The organism is Gaoshiqia hydrogeniformans (genome assembly GCF_049347105.1).
GTDB lineage: Bacteria > Bacteroidota > Bacteroidia > Bacteroidales > Prolixibacteraceae > Gaoshiqia > Gaoshiqia hydrogeniformans.
On sequence record NZ_CP186334.1, the window covers coordinates 465246 to 484447 of the forward strand.

A 19202-nucleotide genomic window follows, 5' to 3' on the forward strand; every position below is an offset into this window, starting at 1 on the left:
ATATTACAATGCGTTTTCAGACCGGATCAGCCGGCTGGACTTCGTCGGGATACAAAATATTTTTGATTTCCATACGCTTAACTCCCCGGGGGACTTCAAATGCCACGACACTACCCGGCCGGTACCCCAGTATGGCCGCTCCCAGGGGAGACAACACGGAAATGTTCCCTTTTCTGAAATCGGCATCTTCGGGGTAAACCAGTTTCACACGCATGGGCTTACCGGTATCGAGATCCACAATTTCAACCTGTGAGTTCATCGTTACAAAGTCGGGAATAAGCCGCTCAGACGAGACCTTTTGAGCCCGCTTCAACTCGGCGCCAAGAAACAAGAGATTCCTGTCATCTGTGACTTTCAGATTTCTTTCTGAATTAATCAAACCACATAAACGGATGTAGTCTGATTCTGTAATTTGGATGTTGTCTTTCATATAAAATGGATTAATGTTTTAAAAAAAGAATGGACTGAGTGCGCTGAAAAAAAGAGTTGGAAAAAAATGCTTAGAAAAATATTCCCGGAAGCTTACGCGCCTGTACGCCCGGGCCTTCAAGCCGCCTGATGCCGAAAACTTGCGGCAGGCAGTTGTAAACCGGGAACCAAACAATCTGTTGGTTCCCGGCTTCAACTATCTTTGTATGGCTTAACATGAGCTGGTACATAAAAACGCTGTGATAAAAACAAGCAATAAATAAAATCGTAGACGATTTATATTAAATCGTATCCGATACAATATTAATCATTTTTTTGTATTTTCACAAAAACCATCGCCGAATGACGAATAAGTATGCTATTTTAAAACAGGTTCTCGATTTATATGAAGACTACGAACTGGAAGAAACGCAATTAAGCCTGCTGGATTTTTCGCATTGGATGATTCAGAAACTAACTGATGAACCGGAACTAGATCAAAAAGTGAAGCCGGAAAAATATCCCGGACAGCAGAACTTCCCGTCCACCTTGTTCAGGCAATTCAACGAAAAAGCGCGTTTCCTCGAATCGGTATCACGCATTGCCCGGTATCATGAATTTTATACCCGTAAAGCCCTAAAAGACCTGGTTATTAATACCCGTTTGGAATTTCTGTTTATGCAAAGCGTCCAACTGATGGAGAAAGCGAAAAAAACCGACCTGATTAACCTGTATAACCTTGAATATACCACCGGAATGGACACCATCAGGAGACTGATTAACAACGAGCTGCTCGACGAGGTTCAGGACGAATCGGACAAAAGGGCAAAACTGCTGGCGCTTACTCCAAAAGGGGAAGAGACGCTTTTGCAGGCAAAAAAGAACATGGCTGAAGAAAACGTTTTGTTTTTTGCAGCCATCAGCGACAACAAGTGGAAGAAGATACTACCGGTACTGGAAGAGATCGACGATTTTCACGGCAGTATCTATAAAAACCACGGCAGCAAACCTTTTGCCGAATTAGCAAACCTGATGGATTCGTTGAAACATTTATACAAATAAGCGATTAAACCTGCAAAAAAAAATCAGCCTCAAACTCATGGGTTATGTAAAGTTTATTTGTATTTTTAATTTTTTTCAACAGTCTACAACAAACCTTGGGTACAATTAATAAAATAATTCGGCCATGAGAAATTATGCAAAAAGTCATTTCACTGAAAGTTTAATCTCAAAAGAACCAGCCATCGAATACTTAGATAAGCTAATGCTCTATGGTCAATTTGTCGGCGATTGGGTTGCAGATACCATTGAGTATTCAGAAGACGGAAGTATGAAGCATTCGAAATGGGATATCCGTTTCGATTGGATTTTAGAAGGACGTGCAATACAGGATCTTTGGATTACACCTATTCGTGAAAATAGTGAAATTGGTTGGCATGAGCCAGGGAATCGTTACAGTACGACGATTAGGATGTACGACCCCAAAATTGACGCATGGCATATTCTATGGATAAATCCACCGAATGGGATCATTGTTCGTCAAGTTGGGCGTCAAATTGGAAATGAGATTATACAAATTGGAGAGATTGACGATAATGGGCACCAATCTCGCTGGGTTTACCGCGATATCACCTCTGACAGTTTCAGGTGGTGTAATGAAAAGACCGTTGATCGTGGAAATAATTGGAAACTAATGCAGGAGATGCGGGCAAAAAGAATATAGTTCATATTTCAACTTCACCTGACATGTTGAACTGACTCTCAACTATGCCCAATAAAGTGTATTTGCCACAAGGGTTTCAGGGGGTATTTTCTTGTTAACCTGCCTGATAAAGAACTTTCAGCGTTTAACCCATATGAGAACCAAACCAGATGAACATGCAAAATTCTTCGGAACATATTACTCAACTCCTGGACGGGATCTATCGCAAAGAGTCGCGTCTGGTGTTTGCCACGCTGATTCGCTTGCTTGGAGACTTCGACTTTGCCGAAGATGCCATGCACGATGCCTTCAAGGCTGCGCTTGAGCAATGGCCCGAAAATGGCATTCCTTCCAACCCCCGGGCCTGGCTTGTTTCCACCGGCCGGTTTAAAGCAATCGACCGTATGCGGCGTCAATCAAAATTTGACCCGTTGCAGGTACAACAAGTCCGGCAAATGAAAGCTGATATTGCCGATCCTTCGAAGCAGATTGATCAAGAGATTGAAGACGATGTGCTCCGACTGATCTTCACCTGCTGCCACCCCGCACTGGCGCTCGATACACGCACGGCCATGACCTTGCGTGAGGTTTGCAATCTGACTACCGAAGAGATTGCCAGCGCGTTTCTTGCTGCACCACCTACCATCGCACAGCGAATTGTCCGTGGCAAAGCCAAAATTCGCGAGTCCGGAATACCGTTCAAGGTTCCGCCGCAGCACGAACTCCCGGACCGGCTCGGGTCGGTCTTACAGGTTGTTTACCTGGTCTTCAATGAGGGCTATTACGCTTCGTCCGGCGAATTGGCAACCCGCGTTAACCTTTCAAGCGAAGCAATTCGACTCGGGCGCCTGCTGCACGATTTGCTGCCTGACCCTGAGGTTGCCGGATTGTTAGGCCTTATGTTACTACACGAATCCCGCCGGTCTGCCCGTACCACACCGGCAGGAGACCTTATTCTTTTGGAAGATCAGGACCGGTCGCTATGGGATAGCAATATGATCAGCGAGGGAATATCGTTGGTAAAGCGGGCCTTTTCATCCAAACGGCCAGGCCTGTATGCCCTGCAAGCCGCCATCGCGGCGTTGCATACTGAAGCGAAGAGTCCAGATGACACAGACTGGGCACAGATCGCAGGACTCTATACGCTGTTACTGCGCATAAACCCCTCCCCCGTAATTGAATTAAACCGCGCTGTCGCCATAGCCATGCACCATGGTCCTGAGGCGGGATTAAGTCGCATCGACGCGATTCTGGAGCGTGGGGAATTAAAAGATTATCACCTGGCTTACTCGGCACGGGCGGAACTGTGCCGGAAAACCGGCCGGACAAGTGAGGCACGAGCGTCATGGGAACGAGCCCTTGCCCTCGCACAACAAGACCCCGAACGCCGATTTATCGAACGAAAGCTCAGAGAACTGGACACGTAATATACAGATAGTAAAAAAAAAAAGAATTGTTTGTCGATTTCGTCCTCTGTTGTTCGACTATCTGTTGAACACATAGACAATTCAATTTTAGAACACTAAAAACAACAGCCATGAGAAAATTAATCATGTGGAATATCATCACGCTCGATGGTTATTTTGAAGGAGAAAAGAATTGGGACTTATCCTTTCACAATTCAGTTTGGGGACCAGAACTGGAAAACCTTAGCCTTGAACAGCTACGCTCGGCTGACTATCTCGTTTTCGGCAGGTTAACCTATGAAGGGATGTCTGCATACTGGAAGAAGGCGGACAGTGAAAATGACGAAATTGCCAGATTAATGAACAGCATTCCCAAACTGGTTTTTTCCAAAACATTGAAAGAAGTTGACTGGAACAATTCAACCTTAATCAATGGGAATGCCTCAGCCGAGATCTCCGGATTGAAAGCTCAAGGCGACGGAGATATGTATGTATTTGGAAGTGCGGACCTTTCCAAAACATTTATCAACGATGACCTTTTTGATGAATATCGCATTGGAATAGCCCCGGTTATTTTGGGCCGTGGCAAACCTCTGTTCAAACAGGGAATACCGTCCAGGAATTTATCTCTTATTTCTACACAACAGCTTTCGCCCGGAGGCATCGTGCTGAAACTCGCTAAAAAACTTTAACCAACTCTTCATCTAAAACAGGCTAAATATGACAGAAAATAAAAAAACCGTTGAGAAATACATGGAAGGATTCCGCAGGAGTGATCATCAGATGATCCTTGATTGTCTTACGGAGGATGTAGTCTGGAAAATGCCCGGCGTATATACACACTATGGGAAAGAAGAATTCGACAGGGAAATCGAAAACGATAACTTTGTGGGCAGTCCGGCCATCAAGGTCAAAAGGCTCATTGAAGAAAATGATATTGTTATTGCAGAAGGAACTGTTCAGGGTAAGATGAAAAACGGAAACTCACTTGATGCGGTATTTTGTGATGTATTTGAAATGACCAATGGAAAGATCAGTAGTCTTACATCCTACTTAATGAGTTTAAACACTTCTATTAAATTTGAGTGAAAGGGAAGCCGCCTGGCGCGGTAAAACAGAAAATTTATCAAAAATCATAACACGATAATTATGAAATATATTTGTCTCGGATACATTAATGAAAAAGAATGGGAATCCGCTACCGAAGCGGAGCAACTGGCCATGATGGATGAGTGCTTCACCTATGATGACGAACTGAAAAAAAATGGTCACTTTGTGGGTGGCGAAGCCTTGCAGGGCTCTCAAAATGCCACCACATTGAAATGGCACAACGGCAAAGTCTCTGTGACGGATGGCCCGTTTGCCGAAACCAAAGAACAGATCGGCGGCATCATGATCCTTGAAGCCACCGACTTGAATCATGCCATCCGCCTGCTGTCAAACCATCCTTCCATGCGGCTCTTGCGCGAAAGGGGCAGTTGGGAAATCCGCCCTGCAGCCGACCTGACCACCATGATTGAAGAGAGCGAGCAGCGAAGGAAGGGATAAGGGAATTAACAGGAAAAAAAACGCACGACAATCGGGCAGACTGCCCCGCCAATGAATACGATATAAAGTTTATTTGTATTTTTAAACTTTCTGAACCATTCAGAACAGTGGACTTCCTGTTTGGCATGCGCTTATACGGGGAAACCAGAGAAATTAAAAACCTTTAATCACTAACACGAACCCAATTATGATGAAAAGAGTAAAACGATTTGGAGTTTTTCAGACTTCAAAAGTAGCAGCCATTATTTTATTTGCCATTGCATTCGTCTTCATGTTACCAATCAGCCTGATTAGCGGATTGGCCGGCAACAACGCCTTCCCCGGTTTTCCGTTTGGCGGAGGCTTTTTCTTCATCCTTTTTCCGGTACTATATGGGATCATGGGTTTTATCATGACCGCCATTGGTTGTGCTATTTACAATTTAATAGTCCAATGGACAGGGGGTATCGAGATTGAGGTTGAACTGGTAGATGAATCTCAGGAAAACTAAAAGCTGCCTCAAAAGTTATTCCCGGGCTCAACTGGGTTCGGGAATAACCTTTCTGATAAACTCTTCTATCCAGGGTTTCTGATCAACCGTTTAACGTTTTCTGATAACTTTCAGACAGGCTAAGCCTTCCCTGTCTGCCGGCAGGGCCAACCGACTGCTACCCGGCTTTTCCTCGTTTTCCGGATTCTCTACTTTTTGAAGTGATCCGAAATACTGAACTTCTTTGACAACCGTTCAACCAATGCCTCTGCTGAATCATTCAATGCTAAACTGAAAGCTTTCAGAGCAGTTTTGAGAGGGGTAAGCGATGTAAAATATTTCCTCTTCAGAGTCGCTAAAATTTATGCTTGAAAATTTAATCCACCAGAAATATCATCTGATCCATTCTCTCGATGCGATAAAAACAAAAAAAAGCAGCAAATCAACGACTTACTGCTTCCTGATGCCTTTTGGCATTTGCTTTCGTGGGCGGTGAGGGATTCGAACCACACCTTGTAAATCGTTGGTTATTAGTAAACTACCCCGCCAATATTGAAAGAACTCACCGGATTGTTCATTATAAAAAATCCGGATATAAGCTAGCTTGAAACTAGTTCGCACAAAGGTATAAAAAATAGCTTAACCTCCTACAGTTGAGCTCATTATTAGCTTACCACTTAAGTTTCATAAACAATGGTAAATAGCTGATGATGGCTACTACAGAGAAGATCAATCCTCCCATCGCGCCAACTGCAAAAGCAAACCAGAATACCTCATTCTGGCCCGACCACACAAAGGGTACAAGCCCCAGGATGGTTGAGATAATCGTTAAAAAGATCGGGACAACCTTGTGGTTGAACGCTTTCAGATACAAACACATGCTGCTTTTTGAAGCCGGTTTTCTGCAAAAGTTGTTGTAATCGTTGATAATGTATAATCCGGCGTTGACCACAATCCCGCATAACAGGATAAAGGAAGCAAAACCGCCCTGGTCGAAATTAAAATCAAACAGGTAAAAGGTAAGAAATACCCCGATGAAAGAAACCGGGATCATAAGAATAATAGCCAGCGGCTGCAAAAGTGACTCAAGAAGGATGGAACAGATGAAATAAATGATCAGGATGACCAGAAGGATGAGAAAATATTGCTTCTTATCCTTGCGGTCCCAGCCCCAACCTTGATTGGAAGGCCGGACAGAATATCCCAGCGGCAAAATTTCAGTCAGTTCCTTCTCCTGCCTTTCCCTGACGATCCTGGATAAAGGTTCCGGGCCGATAAAATCGTAAGCCACCACCAACTGGTATTGCTGGTTGGTTTTATAAATGTCATTCCCTGATTTTTGTTTATTTACTTTTCCAAAGTTGGACAGCTTCAGTTGTTTTTCCCCGATTTCAATGGGCAGGTTGTTTAAATCCCAAACGTTAAACTCCCCGTAGGCATCGGAGACCAGCGAAACCGGCTGCAACTCGTTGTCATTATAAATGGGGCTGAGGCTGGCTTTATAAACCTTATCTTTCAAAAATGAATAAAACTGCCCAACATGGACAACATTTAACCCAAAACCCTCATGGTTGAAAACCATTTGATACTCGTAAAGCGTACTGCTGTTCCAACTTATTGAGCCGGTAATCTCAATATCTTTTACCCGCTCGTTTTCTGAGAGTTTCGATTCCAGAATTTCGGCATAACGATAGAGTTCGTCGTAGTTATAACCTTCCAAAACAATCCGGCTGTTCTTGAACCCGGTGTTCAGTGCGTTTGAAAATCCCCGTCCAACCCCGTAAATGCTCCAGTCCAGTCCTCCCAGGCTGATGGCTTTCGAGGTAATCTCTTCTTTTAAAAAGTAAGGGAATGAACCATTTTCGTATTCCGGTTTAAACTGGATGGAGATTGATGAATTGTTATAGGCATAAACCGACGTCTGAAACAGCTCGATCTCATCAAATTGGCTCAGGTAATTCTCCATCTTTTCCATGGCCTCGTTGAGTTGTTGCACCGTACATCCTTCGGGCATTTTTCCCCTCACATACAACATGGTCCTGGAAGGCTCAGAATAAAACGAACTTTCAAAGACGTATTCAGAGAACAGGCGTAATGAACCACCTAAAGTTTTTTCAAGAACCGGCCTGGCTTCTTCGGTAAACCAACTGCTCCCGAGTGTTTTGTTGTATTTTTCGGACCAAAAACCCTCTTTTTCAATTTTGGCAGGAAGCCATTGTACCGGGATGCCAAATCCCAGGACAAACAACAGGATATAAGCCCATTTAAACCGTTTACTAAACATGATGTGCCGCCGGTAAAAACGGGTAATCCGAACGGCCCGTCTCTTTCTTTTGAAAAATCTTTTTGCCCGCCGGTTATTCAGACTGATTTTATTCATCAGGGCCGGAATAAAAAACAGGGCGATCACCATCGAAACCGATAGATTTACCATGATCACCCGGGCAAACTCCACCAGGTTGATGCGTTGTTCCTCTTTTAAGAAGAAGATGACACTGAGCGCCCCGATGGTTGTTAAAGTGGCAGCAAGGATAGCCAAAAAAGCCTTCTTATTTCCCTGGTGCCGAAGGTGATCAATCATGATGATGCTGTTGTCTATGATGATCCCAAATGACACGGTAATACCGGCCAGCGAATAAAGGTGGATCTCTGTTTTCAGCAGGTAATAAAAAACACAGGCAACAAGCAGGTTGGCAAGGATACTGGCCGTAATCAGCAAAAGGTATTTCAGGCTCCGGGTAATGATCAGGATAAAGACCAGCAGGATGAGCAGGGAGAAAACGGTACGGAGAAAGACTTTTTCCTGTTCTTTCTGAATATATTCCGTGGTATCGTTGGCCAGCAGCAACGAATAACCTGCAGGCAGGTTGTTTTTCAGGATGGAGACTTCTTCCCTGACCGATTTGGAAAGGCGCAGGTTATTCACCTGGTCTTCAGGATAAATCACCATATTAATGGTATTTAACCCGTTGATCCGAAAATAGGAAGATGGTTGTTGCTCCTGGTATCTGGCTTTAGCCAGGTCTCCCAGCCAAATCATCCGCCCTCCAACTCGTTTTACCGGAATGGCTTGCCAACCAATGCTGTCATTCAATCCATTGGACAAATACAGCCCGGTAATGGTTTGTCCTTCTTCCTGAATATCAGACAACACCCCTTGCCCCAGGTATTCTTCCCTGAAGTGGTTTTGGATGCTTTGGGCGATTTCGGATGAACTGATCCCCAGGGACTGGATTTGATCGCTGTTATACCTGATCTCCCATTCAAAGGGTGTTGATCCGTAAACCTGAACCCCGCTCACTCCCGATAGGACGGACAGCCGGGGAACCAACTGGTTCTCTGCATATTTTTGAATTAAAAAAGGGCTGGCGCTTGCGTTGATCGTATAGGTCATGATGGGACTGGCGTTTTGCCCGCCGGCGCCCATCGATAGCTCCGGGAACGATACCTGTTCGGGTAGTTCAGGATACGCCTGCCGGATGAGCGAGGCAATCTCGAAACGGGCGGCATCCAGGTTTACCGTTTTTTTAAACGACAGCTCGATCCTGCCTGACCCTTTGGAGGAAACCGACGACACCTCTTTGATCCCTTTCATCGAACTGAAAAGCCCTTCGAGCCGTGATGTCACTTCCTGCTCAATGACCCGGGCCGAAGCATCCGGCCAACTGTAGCGGACCGAAAGCTTTGGCAACGAGCGCGACGGGTTTAACTGCACGTTTAGTAACGGCAGCACCCCCAGCCCCATGATGATCATCAGGATAAAGACCATGATGACGGAGAAGGAGGAGAGGCGGTACGGTTTGTTAGAGTTATTCAAGATTTGGTTATATTGTTGCTGTGGTTTCGATAGTTTTTTCCATAATTTCTATTGTTAAATCTATTCTTGAGGCTTACAGCTTCCTGTCTCTCTACTCACTACGTCTTTTCAAATAATAATACATCAGCGGCACCAGGTACAAGCTGACCAGTGTTCCCAAAACCATCCCCCCGATAACAGCCAGGGCCAATGGACGCTGCAAATCGGAGCCCAACCCTGATGTGAAAAGAAACGGAATTAGTGCAAGGATGGTGGTCAAGCTGGTCATCAGGATGGGTTTTAGCCGCCGGTGACCGGCTTCAACCATAGCCCGGACCAGAGAATATCCCTGATTACGAAGTTGATTCATGGTGTCAATCTTCAGAATCGAATCATTGATGATGATCCCGCTCATCACGATGATGCCGATTAACGACATCAGGTTGATGCCGGCTCCTCCCAGTTTTAAAGCCAGAAATGCTCCAAAAATATCAATGGGAACTTCCACAAGCACAATCAGGGGCAGTGTTAAAGACTCAAACTGCGAGGCGAGTATAAAATACAGCAGGGCCAGGGAAACCAGCAGGATCAGCGAAAGTTCCGTTAGCAGTTCTTTATTCGAAAAAATACTGCCTGTAAAACTGACATCAAACAACCGGTCCGCGTTGACCAGTTGCCTGACCGTCGCCATCAGTCCCTCTGCCTGACCGGCATTTACTTCAAACGCAACAGGGTAATATTCCCCTTCCTTTCCGGCAACAATGGTTTTCATGTCCTGGCTTTTTATTTCGTTAACCAGCTCCCGTAAAGGGATCAGTTCATTGGCGTTGTTGCGGATAAACAGGTTGCGGACAATTTCACCGATGGTACGTGTCTCGTCGCCCAGTACCACCGGCACAAAATCCTGGTTGTCGGCAATCAGAAAAAGCTGGTTTTCATTAAAAGCGCTTTTCAGTTTTCGGTAAACCATATCGAATGACAATCCGTAAAGGAGCAGTTTCTCCGGATCGGTGCGCAAAACCGTGTATTCATAAAGGGGCAAAGCGCCGACCGGCTGTTCGGGAAAGGCGGCCCTTAGTTTTTCCAGTGTCGTTTGCAGAAAACTGATTTTTCCCGGACCGTAATCATCTGCTGCTTTCAGCCTGGCAACCAAAGGTTTTTCGGTATCCGAAAAGATCATGTTGAAAATATTTCCGGCGTCCTTAAACCGGAAAAGAGCCCGGGGATAATTGTGTTCAAGAAATTCCCGGATTTCGTCCGTAACGTGTGCCAGGTTTTCTGAAGAGTTTGCCTTAAAGTAAATCATTGTTTCTGACGCAGAAGCCGTGCTGCCATGCTCCATGATAAACTGTTGTTGCCCAACCAGGGACGTGTGGCTTTCCAGAAAATCTTTGACCTGGCCGGCCACCAGTTGTGATCGTTTCCTGTTCTCATCAATATGGACCTGTTCGTTCCAGTCAATCAGCAGAATCACCTCGTCTTTGGTAATCGGGGGCAATTTACTTTTTGGCAGGTCGGTAAATAAAAATACAGCTCCAGGTAAAAAAACGCCAACCAATATCCAGGATAAGCCCTGATGCTTCATGATCAGACGCAAACCTTTGGCATAAAGGCCTTCAATACTGAAAATGGTAATCTTCTTTAAAAAGCGGTTTTGCCGGCTTGTCCCGTTTCTCCGGTAAACCAGCCGGTAATAAACAGGCAGCAAGATAACTGAAACAGCCAGGGAAACCAGTAAGCCAACCGTAATGGCCATGGCCTGGTCGTAGAACATGGCCCCCGAAATCCCGCTGATAAAGATCATGGGGATAAAAACGGCACAGGTGGTAAGTACCGAGCTTAGCAAGGGGCGGAAAACCTCGTTGGTGCCACTGACGCAGGCTTTATCCAGGGATTGATGGATTGATGGATTGATGGATTGTGTTTCCGGGGTTTCTATTGTTGCTGTGGTTGCAGGCGATAACTTTGAACCTGAATCCGTCTGCGCCGGTCCGGCAATTGCCGGATGGAACTTTGAACTATTCATCCGTTCGCGGTGTTGGGTGATGTTATCGATCACGATAATCGAATTATCGATCATCATTCCTACACCCAAAATGATCCCCGAAAGCGAGATAATATTGACAGAAATACCCAGGATATAAAAGAAAAGCATGGAAATGACCAGCGAGCCAGGAACGGCAATGCCAATTAACAGGGGGGCTTTAAAATCCTTCATGAAAAAGAACATGATCAGGAAGGCAAGCAGAGCTCCCCAAACCAGGCTTTGACCGAGGTTCGAAATGGAATAATCCAATAACTGTGTTTGGTTACGTGTGACGCTGAACGTTATACCGGGATAATCCTTCTCAAACCGGGAAACCAGTCCGTTCAGCTTTTGTTTCAAGGCCGACATCCGGGCATCGCTTTGTTTGATTACGGCAATGCTGATGGCATCCTGTCCGTTATGCAACACTTTCCCTTTTTGCTTTTGGGGATGTTCAATGACTTTCACAATATCTTTAAACTGCAACAACCGCCCGTTGTTTTTAAACCAGATGTTTTCAATATCCTGTTTGTTTTGAAGGGTGGAGGTGAACCGGATGTTATACTGGTACTGGCCGTCACGGATCAACAGATTTCCAAGTTTGACATTGCTGTTTTCAATCAGGCGGACCAGGGTTTCCTGGGTAATTCCCAGGGATTCCATTTTTTTGCTGTCGGGAATAATGAGCAGTTCGGAACTTACCTGCCCGCTCATGTCAACCATGGCCACTTCCGGTATCTGTTCAATCCGTTTGCGAATGACATTGGAGGCAAAACGGCTTAGCTCAACAAATTTTTGCGAAACGGGGAAGAGAGCGGAGGTTGCCGGGGTTGCTTTGGTTTCTGGAGTTTCTGTCGTTTCTGTCGTCAACTTGGAACTTTCCTGAAACTTGGAACTGTTAACCGTTAGGTTCAGGTAAAAAACAGGGATATCCGTGGCATTGGCTTTTATAACCCGGGGACGCTGAATATCCCGGGGCAGGTAATTCATGGCACGGTCAATCTTTTCGTTTACCTCGATAAAGGCAAAATCGATATCGGTACCGTAATCAAATTTCAAACGGATAATACCATTTTCATTGCATGTTTCGCTGGTAATGTCAGCCAGGTGTGCCACCTGCATCAACTGCCGGCGAATGGACTGGACAACCGTGTTTTCCAGTTCGCGGGCAGGGGTATTCGAAACACTTACCTGCACCGTGATCTCAGGAATGTCAATATCCGGCATCAGCGAAACCGGTATAAACTTCATGGCAAATATCCCCAGCACCAGGATGGCGATGAAGGTCATGCTGACTGCGACCGGGCGTTTGATTAAGAATTCGACCATGGTTTTTCAGGTTTCAGGTTTCAGGTTACAGGTTTCAAGTTACAGGTTACAGGTTACAGGTTATTGGAATTTGCGGCCTTTGATGGGGGAATTTCGTAAATAATCGGCAAATTTTTGAAGTTGCCGGCTTAGTGTCAGGCACTTTTGATATAAAGCTTCAAATTCTGCTTTTTCAATATAATTGAAATCCAAAGCCCGGTACAACTGAGACCGTGTCTCACCGATAGATCCTTTTGAGATGGTAAGAAAGTTGTTAAATTCCTTGTTTCCATCCCGTTCATAACCTTCAGCAATATTGTCCATTGCCGAACCGGATGATCTTTTTATCTGATCAACTAAAGCAAAATCCCTGCTAAAAGGTTCTTTTCGGGTCAATTTAAACACATCACGACAAGTCTCCCTTGCCAGTTGCCAAACCTCTAAATCTTTGAACCGTTGTATCGTTGCCATATCAAATTATTTCTAACATACCTTCCAACTTGAAACTAATTTGACCTGCTCCGGTCAGTACAACCTGTAACCTGCAACCTGTAACCTGAAACTATTGAACAATGACTGCACTTTCATGAGCCAGATTCAGGTTGCCTGAAATGATCACGGTATCGCCCGGTGCAAGTATCCCTCCTTTATCCGGGTGGGCGACCACTGCATAGGAGGCGCTGTTTTCGGCTACTGTTTGTACGTAAGTCCAGAATGCGATGGAGTCTTTCGTGCATTTAAACAGGACTTCCTGGTTCTGTCGTAATACCACCGCTGATTTGGGAACGACCATTTGCCCGGGAATGTCCTTTTCAACCAATACTTTTACATTCATTCCTTCCAATAAGCTGCCGGGATTTCGGAGCCGTGCCTTAACGCCAATCATGCCGTTCTCATCAATCAGCGGGTTAATCTCAGAGATCTGTCCTTTATAGTTTTTACTGCTGTCCGAGAACGGGATCACCTGAACTTCATCACCCATACTAATGGTAGTAATCTCACTCTCTACCAGTTTGAATTCCACTTCAAATTCGGAGTCATCAATCAGTGTACAAAAAACTTCACCCGAACTTACCTGTTCATGTACCTTTTGTTTGATGTTGCCGATTAATCCGCTATAAGGAGCGGTCAGCCGGGTAGCCTTCAGGCTGAACTCTGCTGTTTGAAAGCCCTGTAACGCTTCGGCATAACCAGACCTGACCACTGCCATCCCGTATATATGCGGCGGCATTTGGGTACTGTCAGTTGTCATATAGCCTTGCCCGATCAGGATATTTTGCAACTCCAGGTGCGCTTTTTGTAATTGTACCTTTGCGCCCGACAGTTGCTGCTGATAAGTAAATGGCACCAGCGTGGCGATAACCTGCCCTGCACCGACCCGGTCGCCGTTTTTCACAGCCAAAGTTTCCAGTTGTTCGCTTACCCGGAACCGGAGTTCGCTTTTACGCCGGGCCGTTAACTTGCCATTGTTGACCAGTTCTTTTTTGAAAATACCCTTTTCGAGAATAATCACGTTCACCGGGTTTTGCTGCTGAATGTACTGGCGTTTTTCAGTAGCATCGGCTTTTTCTGGGTTTGTGTGCGTACAAGATGCGATTGCTGTCAGCAGCAGTGCCGAGATCAGTATGGATCGTGCTTTGTGTTTCATGTTTGACGTTCTATGTCTTCCTGATTTTTCAGAGAATTATGTTTTGATAAAACGTGATTGATGTTTTTGATAATATAGATTGGACGCTGGCGCATTTCCTGGATTACTTTTTCGAAATATAAAGATAAAATTGTTATTGTAAAAAACAGAAGAGAAAACGAAATCAGCATTAAAAAAATGATAGAAGTATACCCCGAGGGGGGTGTATCTCCATACAGGTACATATAGTGGGTATATAAACCAAACACTACCGTGAAGGAAATAAACACCACCGAAAAAAACATGCTTATCCGTAGGGGTTTATTCGAGAACGCAAAGATGGCGTTAAAAGCATGTTTAAATAAGCGGAATAAAGAGTAGTTGCTTTTTCCGTATAACCGGGAAGGCGCATGAAAAGGAAGTACAACCGAAGAAAAGCCTATGGACTGGATAAAGCCGCGGATGAAGCGGTTTTGTTCGCGGTAGCATGTTTTTAGTATGTCAGCAACCTGCCTGGATATCAGAAAAAAATCAGTCGCATTGTTGCGCAGTTTTATGGTCGACAGCCGGTTGATCAATTTATAAAATGAAGCAGAGAGCAGCTTTTTAACCAACCCATTATCTTCCCGCTGGATGCATTCCATGAGGACAAAATCACTTCCCGCCTGGTATGCGTGGAGCATGTTTTCGATTTCAGCAGGTGGATGTTGTCCGTCGCCATCCATGCAAATGACCGCATCCCCTTTCGCGTGATCAATTCCTGCAATCATGGCCGACTCATGACCAAAATTCTTTGAGAATTCAATTGAACAATGACTTATGTTTTGACCCGGATGAGATGTGGTCAGCTTTTCAATGCGGTTTTGAGTCTGGTCGGTGCTTCCATCATTGACCCAGATGACTTCAAAGTCTATATCTGCCATTTTTATTAACTCTGCCCTTAGTAACGCCCAGAAGCTAAGAACTCCGTCCTCTTCGTTATATAAGGAAATAACTATGGATATCATTGTATTCATGGCTCCTGATCTGATTGTTCAAACTCATTGGGCTGCACCTGCCCTTTTATGGATAAGGTTATAAAGCCGCCGGCAACATTTCCCTCCACTCGTATCGTCTTTATAAAGCGACCGGTATGTTGAGCATCGTGGGTGACTTTGATTTCGCCGGTTTTTCCCGGCTTAACAGGACCGCGGGGCCAGTCCGGTGTAGTGCAGCCACAACTGGATGTCACATTGGTCAAAACAAACGGCGCATCGCCTGTATTTATAAACACGAAAGTACCCGGTTGCGGCTTACCTTGTTTTAAATTGCCAAGGTCCAGTTCGGTGTGGTCAAATTCAATAGTGGTTTGACGCAACTCTTTTGAGTCAAATGGAACATTTATCTGAATTAATTCAACCGTGAGAACTACAATGAGTAATGATATCATCACAATTAATGATTTTTTCATATTAATCAGAAATGGTGTTCATTTTATCCAGATATTTCTTCGTGCATGCAAATTCGCCCTTAATTGGATAGTAAGTATTTGAGATCATTCCATTATCGTATTTTTTGAAATAACAAGAAGCTGGAATATCAACTGAATTCATCAGCCATCCAAAATTTAAAGAGTTATACCTATAAACTTTTGCTAGCAATTTGAGATATCTTATATTTTCTTTTGTTGATATTATGTAGACATTCTGGGTACTCGCCTTTTTTGTATAATCAATTAAGGTGAAAATATTTTCTTCAATGCAGGTCACACAATCATTTTGGGAAAATATATAGAAAAGCCCCTTAACGTTTGAATCTAAGAGATTCAGTGTATCATTTGAAACTAATAAAATTTTTGAACTCACATAATTATGAGGTTGAGAAGTTAATGAAGTCAAGTAGTTACCGGATTCCGTAAGTATCTGATTGAGATCGTTATGCTGTTTTTCTATTTTGGCCTTAGCTTTACTGATTCTGCTATAATTAGATAGGGATAATGCAGCAAGAATCAACAAAAAAGCAAAGTATAAGTATTTCATAGTCAGAAAGTGTTGTACTGAATGGATACGATTATTGGATTTGATTCTTCGGATACTGTATTTAACGTTTCGAGATACTGATTTTTTAGTTCTTCATTGCCTTGTTCCATAACCATCTGCTTCATTCTGCAAAAAAGGAACGCATCAATTACTCCTATAAATTCATTTTCACTAACCGTGATGTATTTTATCAAAGGAAACGCACCAAGTCCACCTTCAAAATGATTGCCATAGACATAATTTCCTGACTCTTTACAATAAATAACTATCACATTTTGATTTCTGAGCTTGAAATTAAAGGTTAAAAAATGCTCGTTTTCAATCACATTTTCAATACCGTATGTCCAGTTTTTCTCATCCAAGACTTCCTGTATTTCCCTGAGTCTCTCTTTATTTTGAAGTTTTTCTTTTGGAATTTTGTCTTTGCAAAAATTAAAAGTAATGAAGGGCTCTACTTTATCTTTGGTGATGCGGTAAACAACATCTTTAAAGTAGGGAGCAAAATAAGTATTCTCCGATTGAAATATCGAATGGCGGTAGCTAAAATGTTTGTCATATTGGTCCTGTTCAAGAAACCACTCTTTTGAGTTCTCTATTAAATCCAGGTTCGCGATTAAGTGTTTGGGACCCGCTAGATCTTGGTCTTTTGAATAAAAGCTTAACACATGGTCCTCTGGATTAGAGAAATTAGTTGCCCAAAACTGGATTTTCAGATCATTTATATGGTCGCCATTGACAAGGTTATAGGTTAATACCTTACGCTGTTGATTGTCGAGTATCAATAAATGATTCTGTTTTTCATCGATTAGGAAGTCAGTTAGATCTATAAACTCTCCCGCTCCTCTTCCATATTTGCCAATACTTCTCTCATATTTCCCATTGTGATTATAGATCAGTATTTCTTTCACATACTGATTGTCTTTTACGTACAAGAAACCATCAAGCTTGTACATCTTGCCAATAGAGCCAATCAGACTACTATCTGTTGTTTCCAGAGGAGTGAACTTAATACTTTTAATTATCTTCCTTGGAATTGCTTGTTTCTCCTCCCAGTTTGAAACATCAAAATGTAACGTTTGCTCCTGTCTGTTTTTATCCACATCGGTTTTACTATCGCAACCGGAGAAAAGAAATAGGACTTTGATACAAATTAAATATAATCCGGTTTTATTATGTAGATTCATTTATGTCCGTTATTAATTAGTTAAACATGATAATAATAGGGCATCTAGTAAAATACTAGATGCCTGTCTGCTTTTAAATTCTAACAACCATTTCCTGTAGGTCGGCAATTCCCCCAACTCACAACTTGATCTTCCTTGCAGTAATAGCGTCCTCCATACACACAGATGTTTGTATACCTTGTGCATTCACAGACCGATTCGAATCTCCCTAAAGGCCAAAGGGATTCACACTTGAGGCATTGCCCTTCTTCTACCAATACATCAAAATCCCAGACCTCGGAACCTGTTCCCGTTCCGGTTCCCGTGTCTGTTCCGGTTCCGGTATCAGTTCCGGTTCCGGTATCAGTTCCGGTTCCCGTAGTTTGGGCTACTAATTCATTGCCGGTTAAAAAATACGGGTTGTCCAGTGTGAATTTGACATTCAGAATTAGTGCCGTAAAAAAGATTCCTGCGGCCAGGTATCTCAATCCTTTTTCTAATTTTGTCTTCATAGTTTCTAAATTATAAGAGACTGTTTTGAAATCATTGTCAAAATTTGTTAAGCATCAATCTTATCATTGATAATTGGACAAAGGCTGCACTTGTTTCGGTCAACCTTTCATAGTCTTTCGAGGTCCGTCGTTGAAATGAAATCCAGGCAAATGTTCTTTCAACAATCCATCTTTTAGGCAGGATTTTGAATTTGTGGGCTTCATTTCTTTTGACAATTTCGAGGGCCCAACCAAATTTTATCCTGGCTGTCTCTATTAATTCCCCCCGATAACCGCCATCGGCAAATATTTTTACGATCCCTTTTATGTATTTATTTTTAAGGATTTTAAATACAAGTTCTGCGGCCTTGCTGTCATGTGGCGTTGCTGAATGGACTACAATGGCCAGTAGTAAGCCAAGGGTATCAACAACAATGTGCCTTTTTCTGCCCTTAATCTTTTTGCCGCCATCATACCCAATCTCGTCTTGACAAACATTGACTGTTTTAACGGATTGACTGTCAATTATGCCAACAGATGGAACAGGGTTTCTGCCTTTTTGCACCCTGACCTTTTCGACAAGATAATCATGCAATTCCTCCAAAAGCCCGTTTAACTTCCACTTTCTGAAGTAATAATAAACTGTCTGCCATGGCGCAAAGTCGTTGGGGAGCATCCGCCATTGGCAACCGGATTTGGTTATGTACAAAATTGCATTCACAATTGATCGTAAACTATGTTTTCTTTTTCGCTCTTGTTCAAACAAATCTTTTATAACTTGCCACTGGTTATCGGTTAAATCACTTGGGTAAATTTTCATCGTACACTAATTTGTCGTTATTTTAGTGCAAAGAAAATCTAACCTGATATAGTTAGCTGATAACCAATTTTTTAATTATAAACACCTTGGTGTTAATTGCGCTATAATATTTTTTAAATTTAAAATCAAAACAGTCTCTAAGTTATGATTCAGTGACATGAGTGCTGATAGTACGGTTAAGCTCATGTTTCCTGAAGTTTGGGGGATGGCCGGATTTGGCTTTCCTTGTCTTAAATTGCCAGGATCCAGTTTGGCATGGTCAGATTCAATAGTGGTTTCATGAAACTCTCCGACACCATCTGAATTATTCATCCGAATTAGCAAAATGATGAGCACTAATGACATAAGTGCTGTTGTCGTTAGCAAGTGTTTTTTCATTTTCATCAGCTTGATTTTCTTTATTTATTGACTCTATTTTTG

At 43.3% G+C, this 19202-nt stretch carries 20 protein-coding genes; 8 read left to right on the forward strand and 12 right to left on the reverse strand.

Features of this window, described 5'->3' with window-relative positions:
- Positions 1-16: 16 nt before the first annotated feature.
- Positions 17-430, reverse strand: a complete 414-nt coding sequence (locus tag ACOIT5_RS01870; RefSeq protein WP_423128773.1) for a GreA/GreB family elongation factor — start codon at positions 428-430, stop codon at positions 17-19.
- A 341-nt stretch (positions 431-771) separates the two neighbouring features.
- Between ACOIT5_RS01870 and ACOIT5_RS01875 the strand changes: the two genes are divergently transcribed.
- From ACOIT5_RS01875 to ACOIT5_RS01910, 8 genes are all read left to right on the forward strand, one after another.
- Positions 772-1470, forward strand: coding sequence for a MarR family winged helix-turn-helix transcriptional regulator (locus tag ACOIT5_RS01875; RefSeq protein ID WP_423128774.1), 699 nt, complete (start codon positions 772-774; stop codon positions 1468-1470).
- Between the two features lie 124 nt (positions 1471-1594).
- On the forward strand, positions 1595-2131 hold the full coding sequence (locus ACOIT5_RS01880; protein ID WP_423128775.1) for a hypothetical protein: 537 nt from the start codon (positions 1595-1597) through the stop codon (positions 2129-2131).
- Between the two features lie 149 nt (positions 2132-2280).
- Positions 2281-3537, forward strand: a complete 1257-nt coding sequence (locus ACOIT5_RS01885) for an RNA polymerase sigma factor (protein ID WP_423128776.1) — start codon at positions 2281-2283, stop codon at positions 3535-3537.
- A gap of 110 nt (positions 3538-3647) precedes the next feature.
- Positions 3648-4208, forward strand: a complete 561-nt coding sequence (locus ACOIT5_RS01890; protein ID WP_423128777.1) for a dihydrofolate reductase family protein — start codon at positions 3648-3650, stop codon at positions 4206-4208.
- A gap of 28 nt (positions 4209-4236) precedes the next feature.
- The gene (locus ACOIT5_RS01895) at positions 4237-4605 is read left to right on the forward strand and encodes a nuclear transport factor 2 family protein (protein ID WP_423128778.1); all 369 of its coding nucleotides are present in this window, start codon (positions 4237-4239) and stop codon (positions 4603-4605) included.
- Between the two features lie 60 nt (positions 4606-4665).
- Positions 4666-5064, forward strand: a complete 399-nt coding sequence (locus ACOIT5_RS01900; RefSeq protein WP_423128779.1) for a YciI family protein — start codon at positions 4666-4668, stop codon at positions 5062-5064.
- 187 nt (positions 5065-5251) lie between these two features.
- On the forward strand, positions 5252-5554 hold the full coding sequence (locus ACOIT5_RS01905; RefSeq protein ID WP_423128780.1) for a hypothetical protein: 303 nt from the start codon (positions 5252-5254) through the stop codon (positions 5552-5554).
- Positions 5555-5767: 213 nt separating this feature from the next.
- A complete protein-coding gene (locus ACOIT5_RS01910) occupies positions 5768-5905 on the forward strand; it encodes a transposase (RefSeq protein WP_423130603.1) in 138 nt (45 codons plus the stop codon).
- Between the two features lie 298 nt (positions 5906-6203).
- On the opposite strand, the gene ACOIT5_RS01915 is transcribed toward ACOIT5_RS01910, so the two are convergent.
- The 11 genes from ACOIT5_RS01915 to ACOIT5_RS01965 form a co-directional block, all read right to left on the reverse strand.
- Positions 6204-9350: an efflux RND transporter permease subunit gene (locus tag ACOIT5_RS01915; protein WP_423128781.1), complete on the reverse strand. Its 3147-nt coding sequence runs from the start codon at positions 9348-9350 to the stop codon at positions 6204-6206.
- A 91-nt stretch (positions 9351-9441) separates the two neighbouring features.
- Complete coding sequence (locus tag ACOIT5_RS01920; protein ID WP_423128782.1) at positions 9442-12684, reverse strand: efflux RND transporter permease subunit; 3243 nt, start codon at positions 12682-12684, stop codon at positions 9442-9444.
- Positions 12685-12744: 60 nt separating this feature from the next.
- Positions 12745-13134 carry a four helix bundle protein gene (locus ACOIT5_RS01925; RefSeq protein ID WP_423128783.1) on the reverse strand — a complete coding sequence of 130 codons (390 nt, stop codon included), beginning with the start codon at positions 13132-13134 and terminating at the stop codon, positions 12745-12747.
- Positions 13135-13225: 91 nt separating this feature from the next.
- Positions 13226-14311, reverse strand: a complete 1086-nt coding sequence (locus ACOIT5_RS01930) for an efflux RND transporter periplasmic adaptor subunit (RefSeq protein WP_423128784.1) — start codon at positions 14309-14311, stop codon at positions 13226-13228.
- Positions 14308-15306, reverse strand: a complete 999-nt coding sequence (locus tag ACOIT5_RS01935) for a glycosyltransferase family 2 protein (RefSeq protein WP_423128785.1) — start codon at positions 15304-15306, stop codon at positions 14308-14310. Before ACOIT5_RS01935 ends, ACOIT5_RS01930 begins: the two co-directional genes overlap by 4 nt.
- The gene (locus ACOIT5_RS01940; protein WP_423128786.1) at positions 15303-15740 is read right to left on the reverse strand and encodes a DUF1573 domain-containing protein; all 438 of its coding nucleotides are present in this window, start codon (positions 15738-15740) and stop codon (positions 15303-15305) included. Before ACOIT5_RS01940 ends, ACOIT5_RS01935 begins: the two co-directional genes overlap by 4 nt.
- Before the next feature lies 1 nt (position 15741).
- Positions 15742-16308: a hypothetical protein gene (locus ACOIT5_RS01945; RefSeq protein WP_423128787.1), complete on the reverse strand. Its 567-nt coding sequence runs from the start codon at positions 16306-16308 to the stop codon at positions 15742-15744.
- A 2-nt stretch (positions 16309-16310) separates the two neighbouring features.
- The gene (locus ACOIT5_RS01950; protein WP_423128788.1) at positions 16311-17492 is read right to left on the reverse strand and encodes a 6-bladed beta-propeller; all 1182 of its coding nucleotides are present in this window, start codon (positions 17490-17492) and stop codon (positions 16311-16313) included.
- 80 nt (positions 17493-17572) lie between these two features.
- Positions 17573-17983 carry a hypothetical protein gene (locus ACOIT5_RS01955; protein WP_423128789.1) on the reverse strand — a complete coding sequence of 137 codons (411 nt, stop codon included), beginning with the start codon at positions 17981-17983 and terminating at the stop codon, positions 17573-17575.
- A gap of 37 nt (positions 17984-18020) precedes the next feature.
- Positions 18021-18782 (reverse strand): IS5 family transposase, encoded by a 762-nt coding sequence (locus ACOIT5_RS01960; RefSeq protein WP_423128629.1) that lies wholly within the window; start codon positions 18780-18782, stop codon positions 18021-18023.
- 75 nt (positions 18783-18857) lie between these two features.
- Positions 18858-19166, reverse strand: a complete 309-nt coding sequence (locus ACOIT5_RS01965; RefSeq protein ID WP_423128790.1) for a hypothetical protein — start codon at positions 19164-19166, stop codon at positions 18858-18860.
- Positions 19167-19202 lie beyond the last annotated feature (36 nt).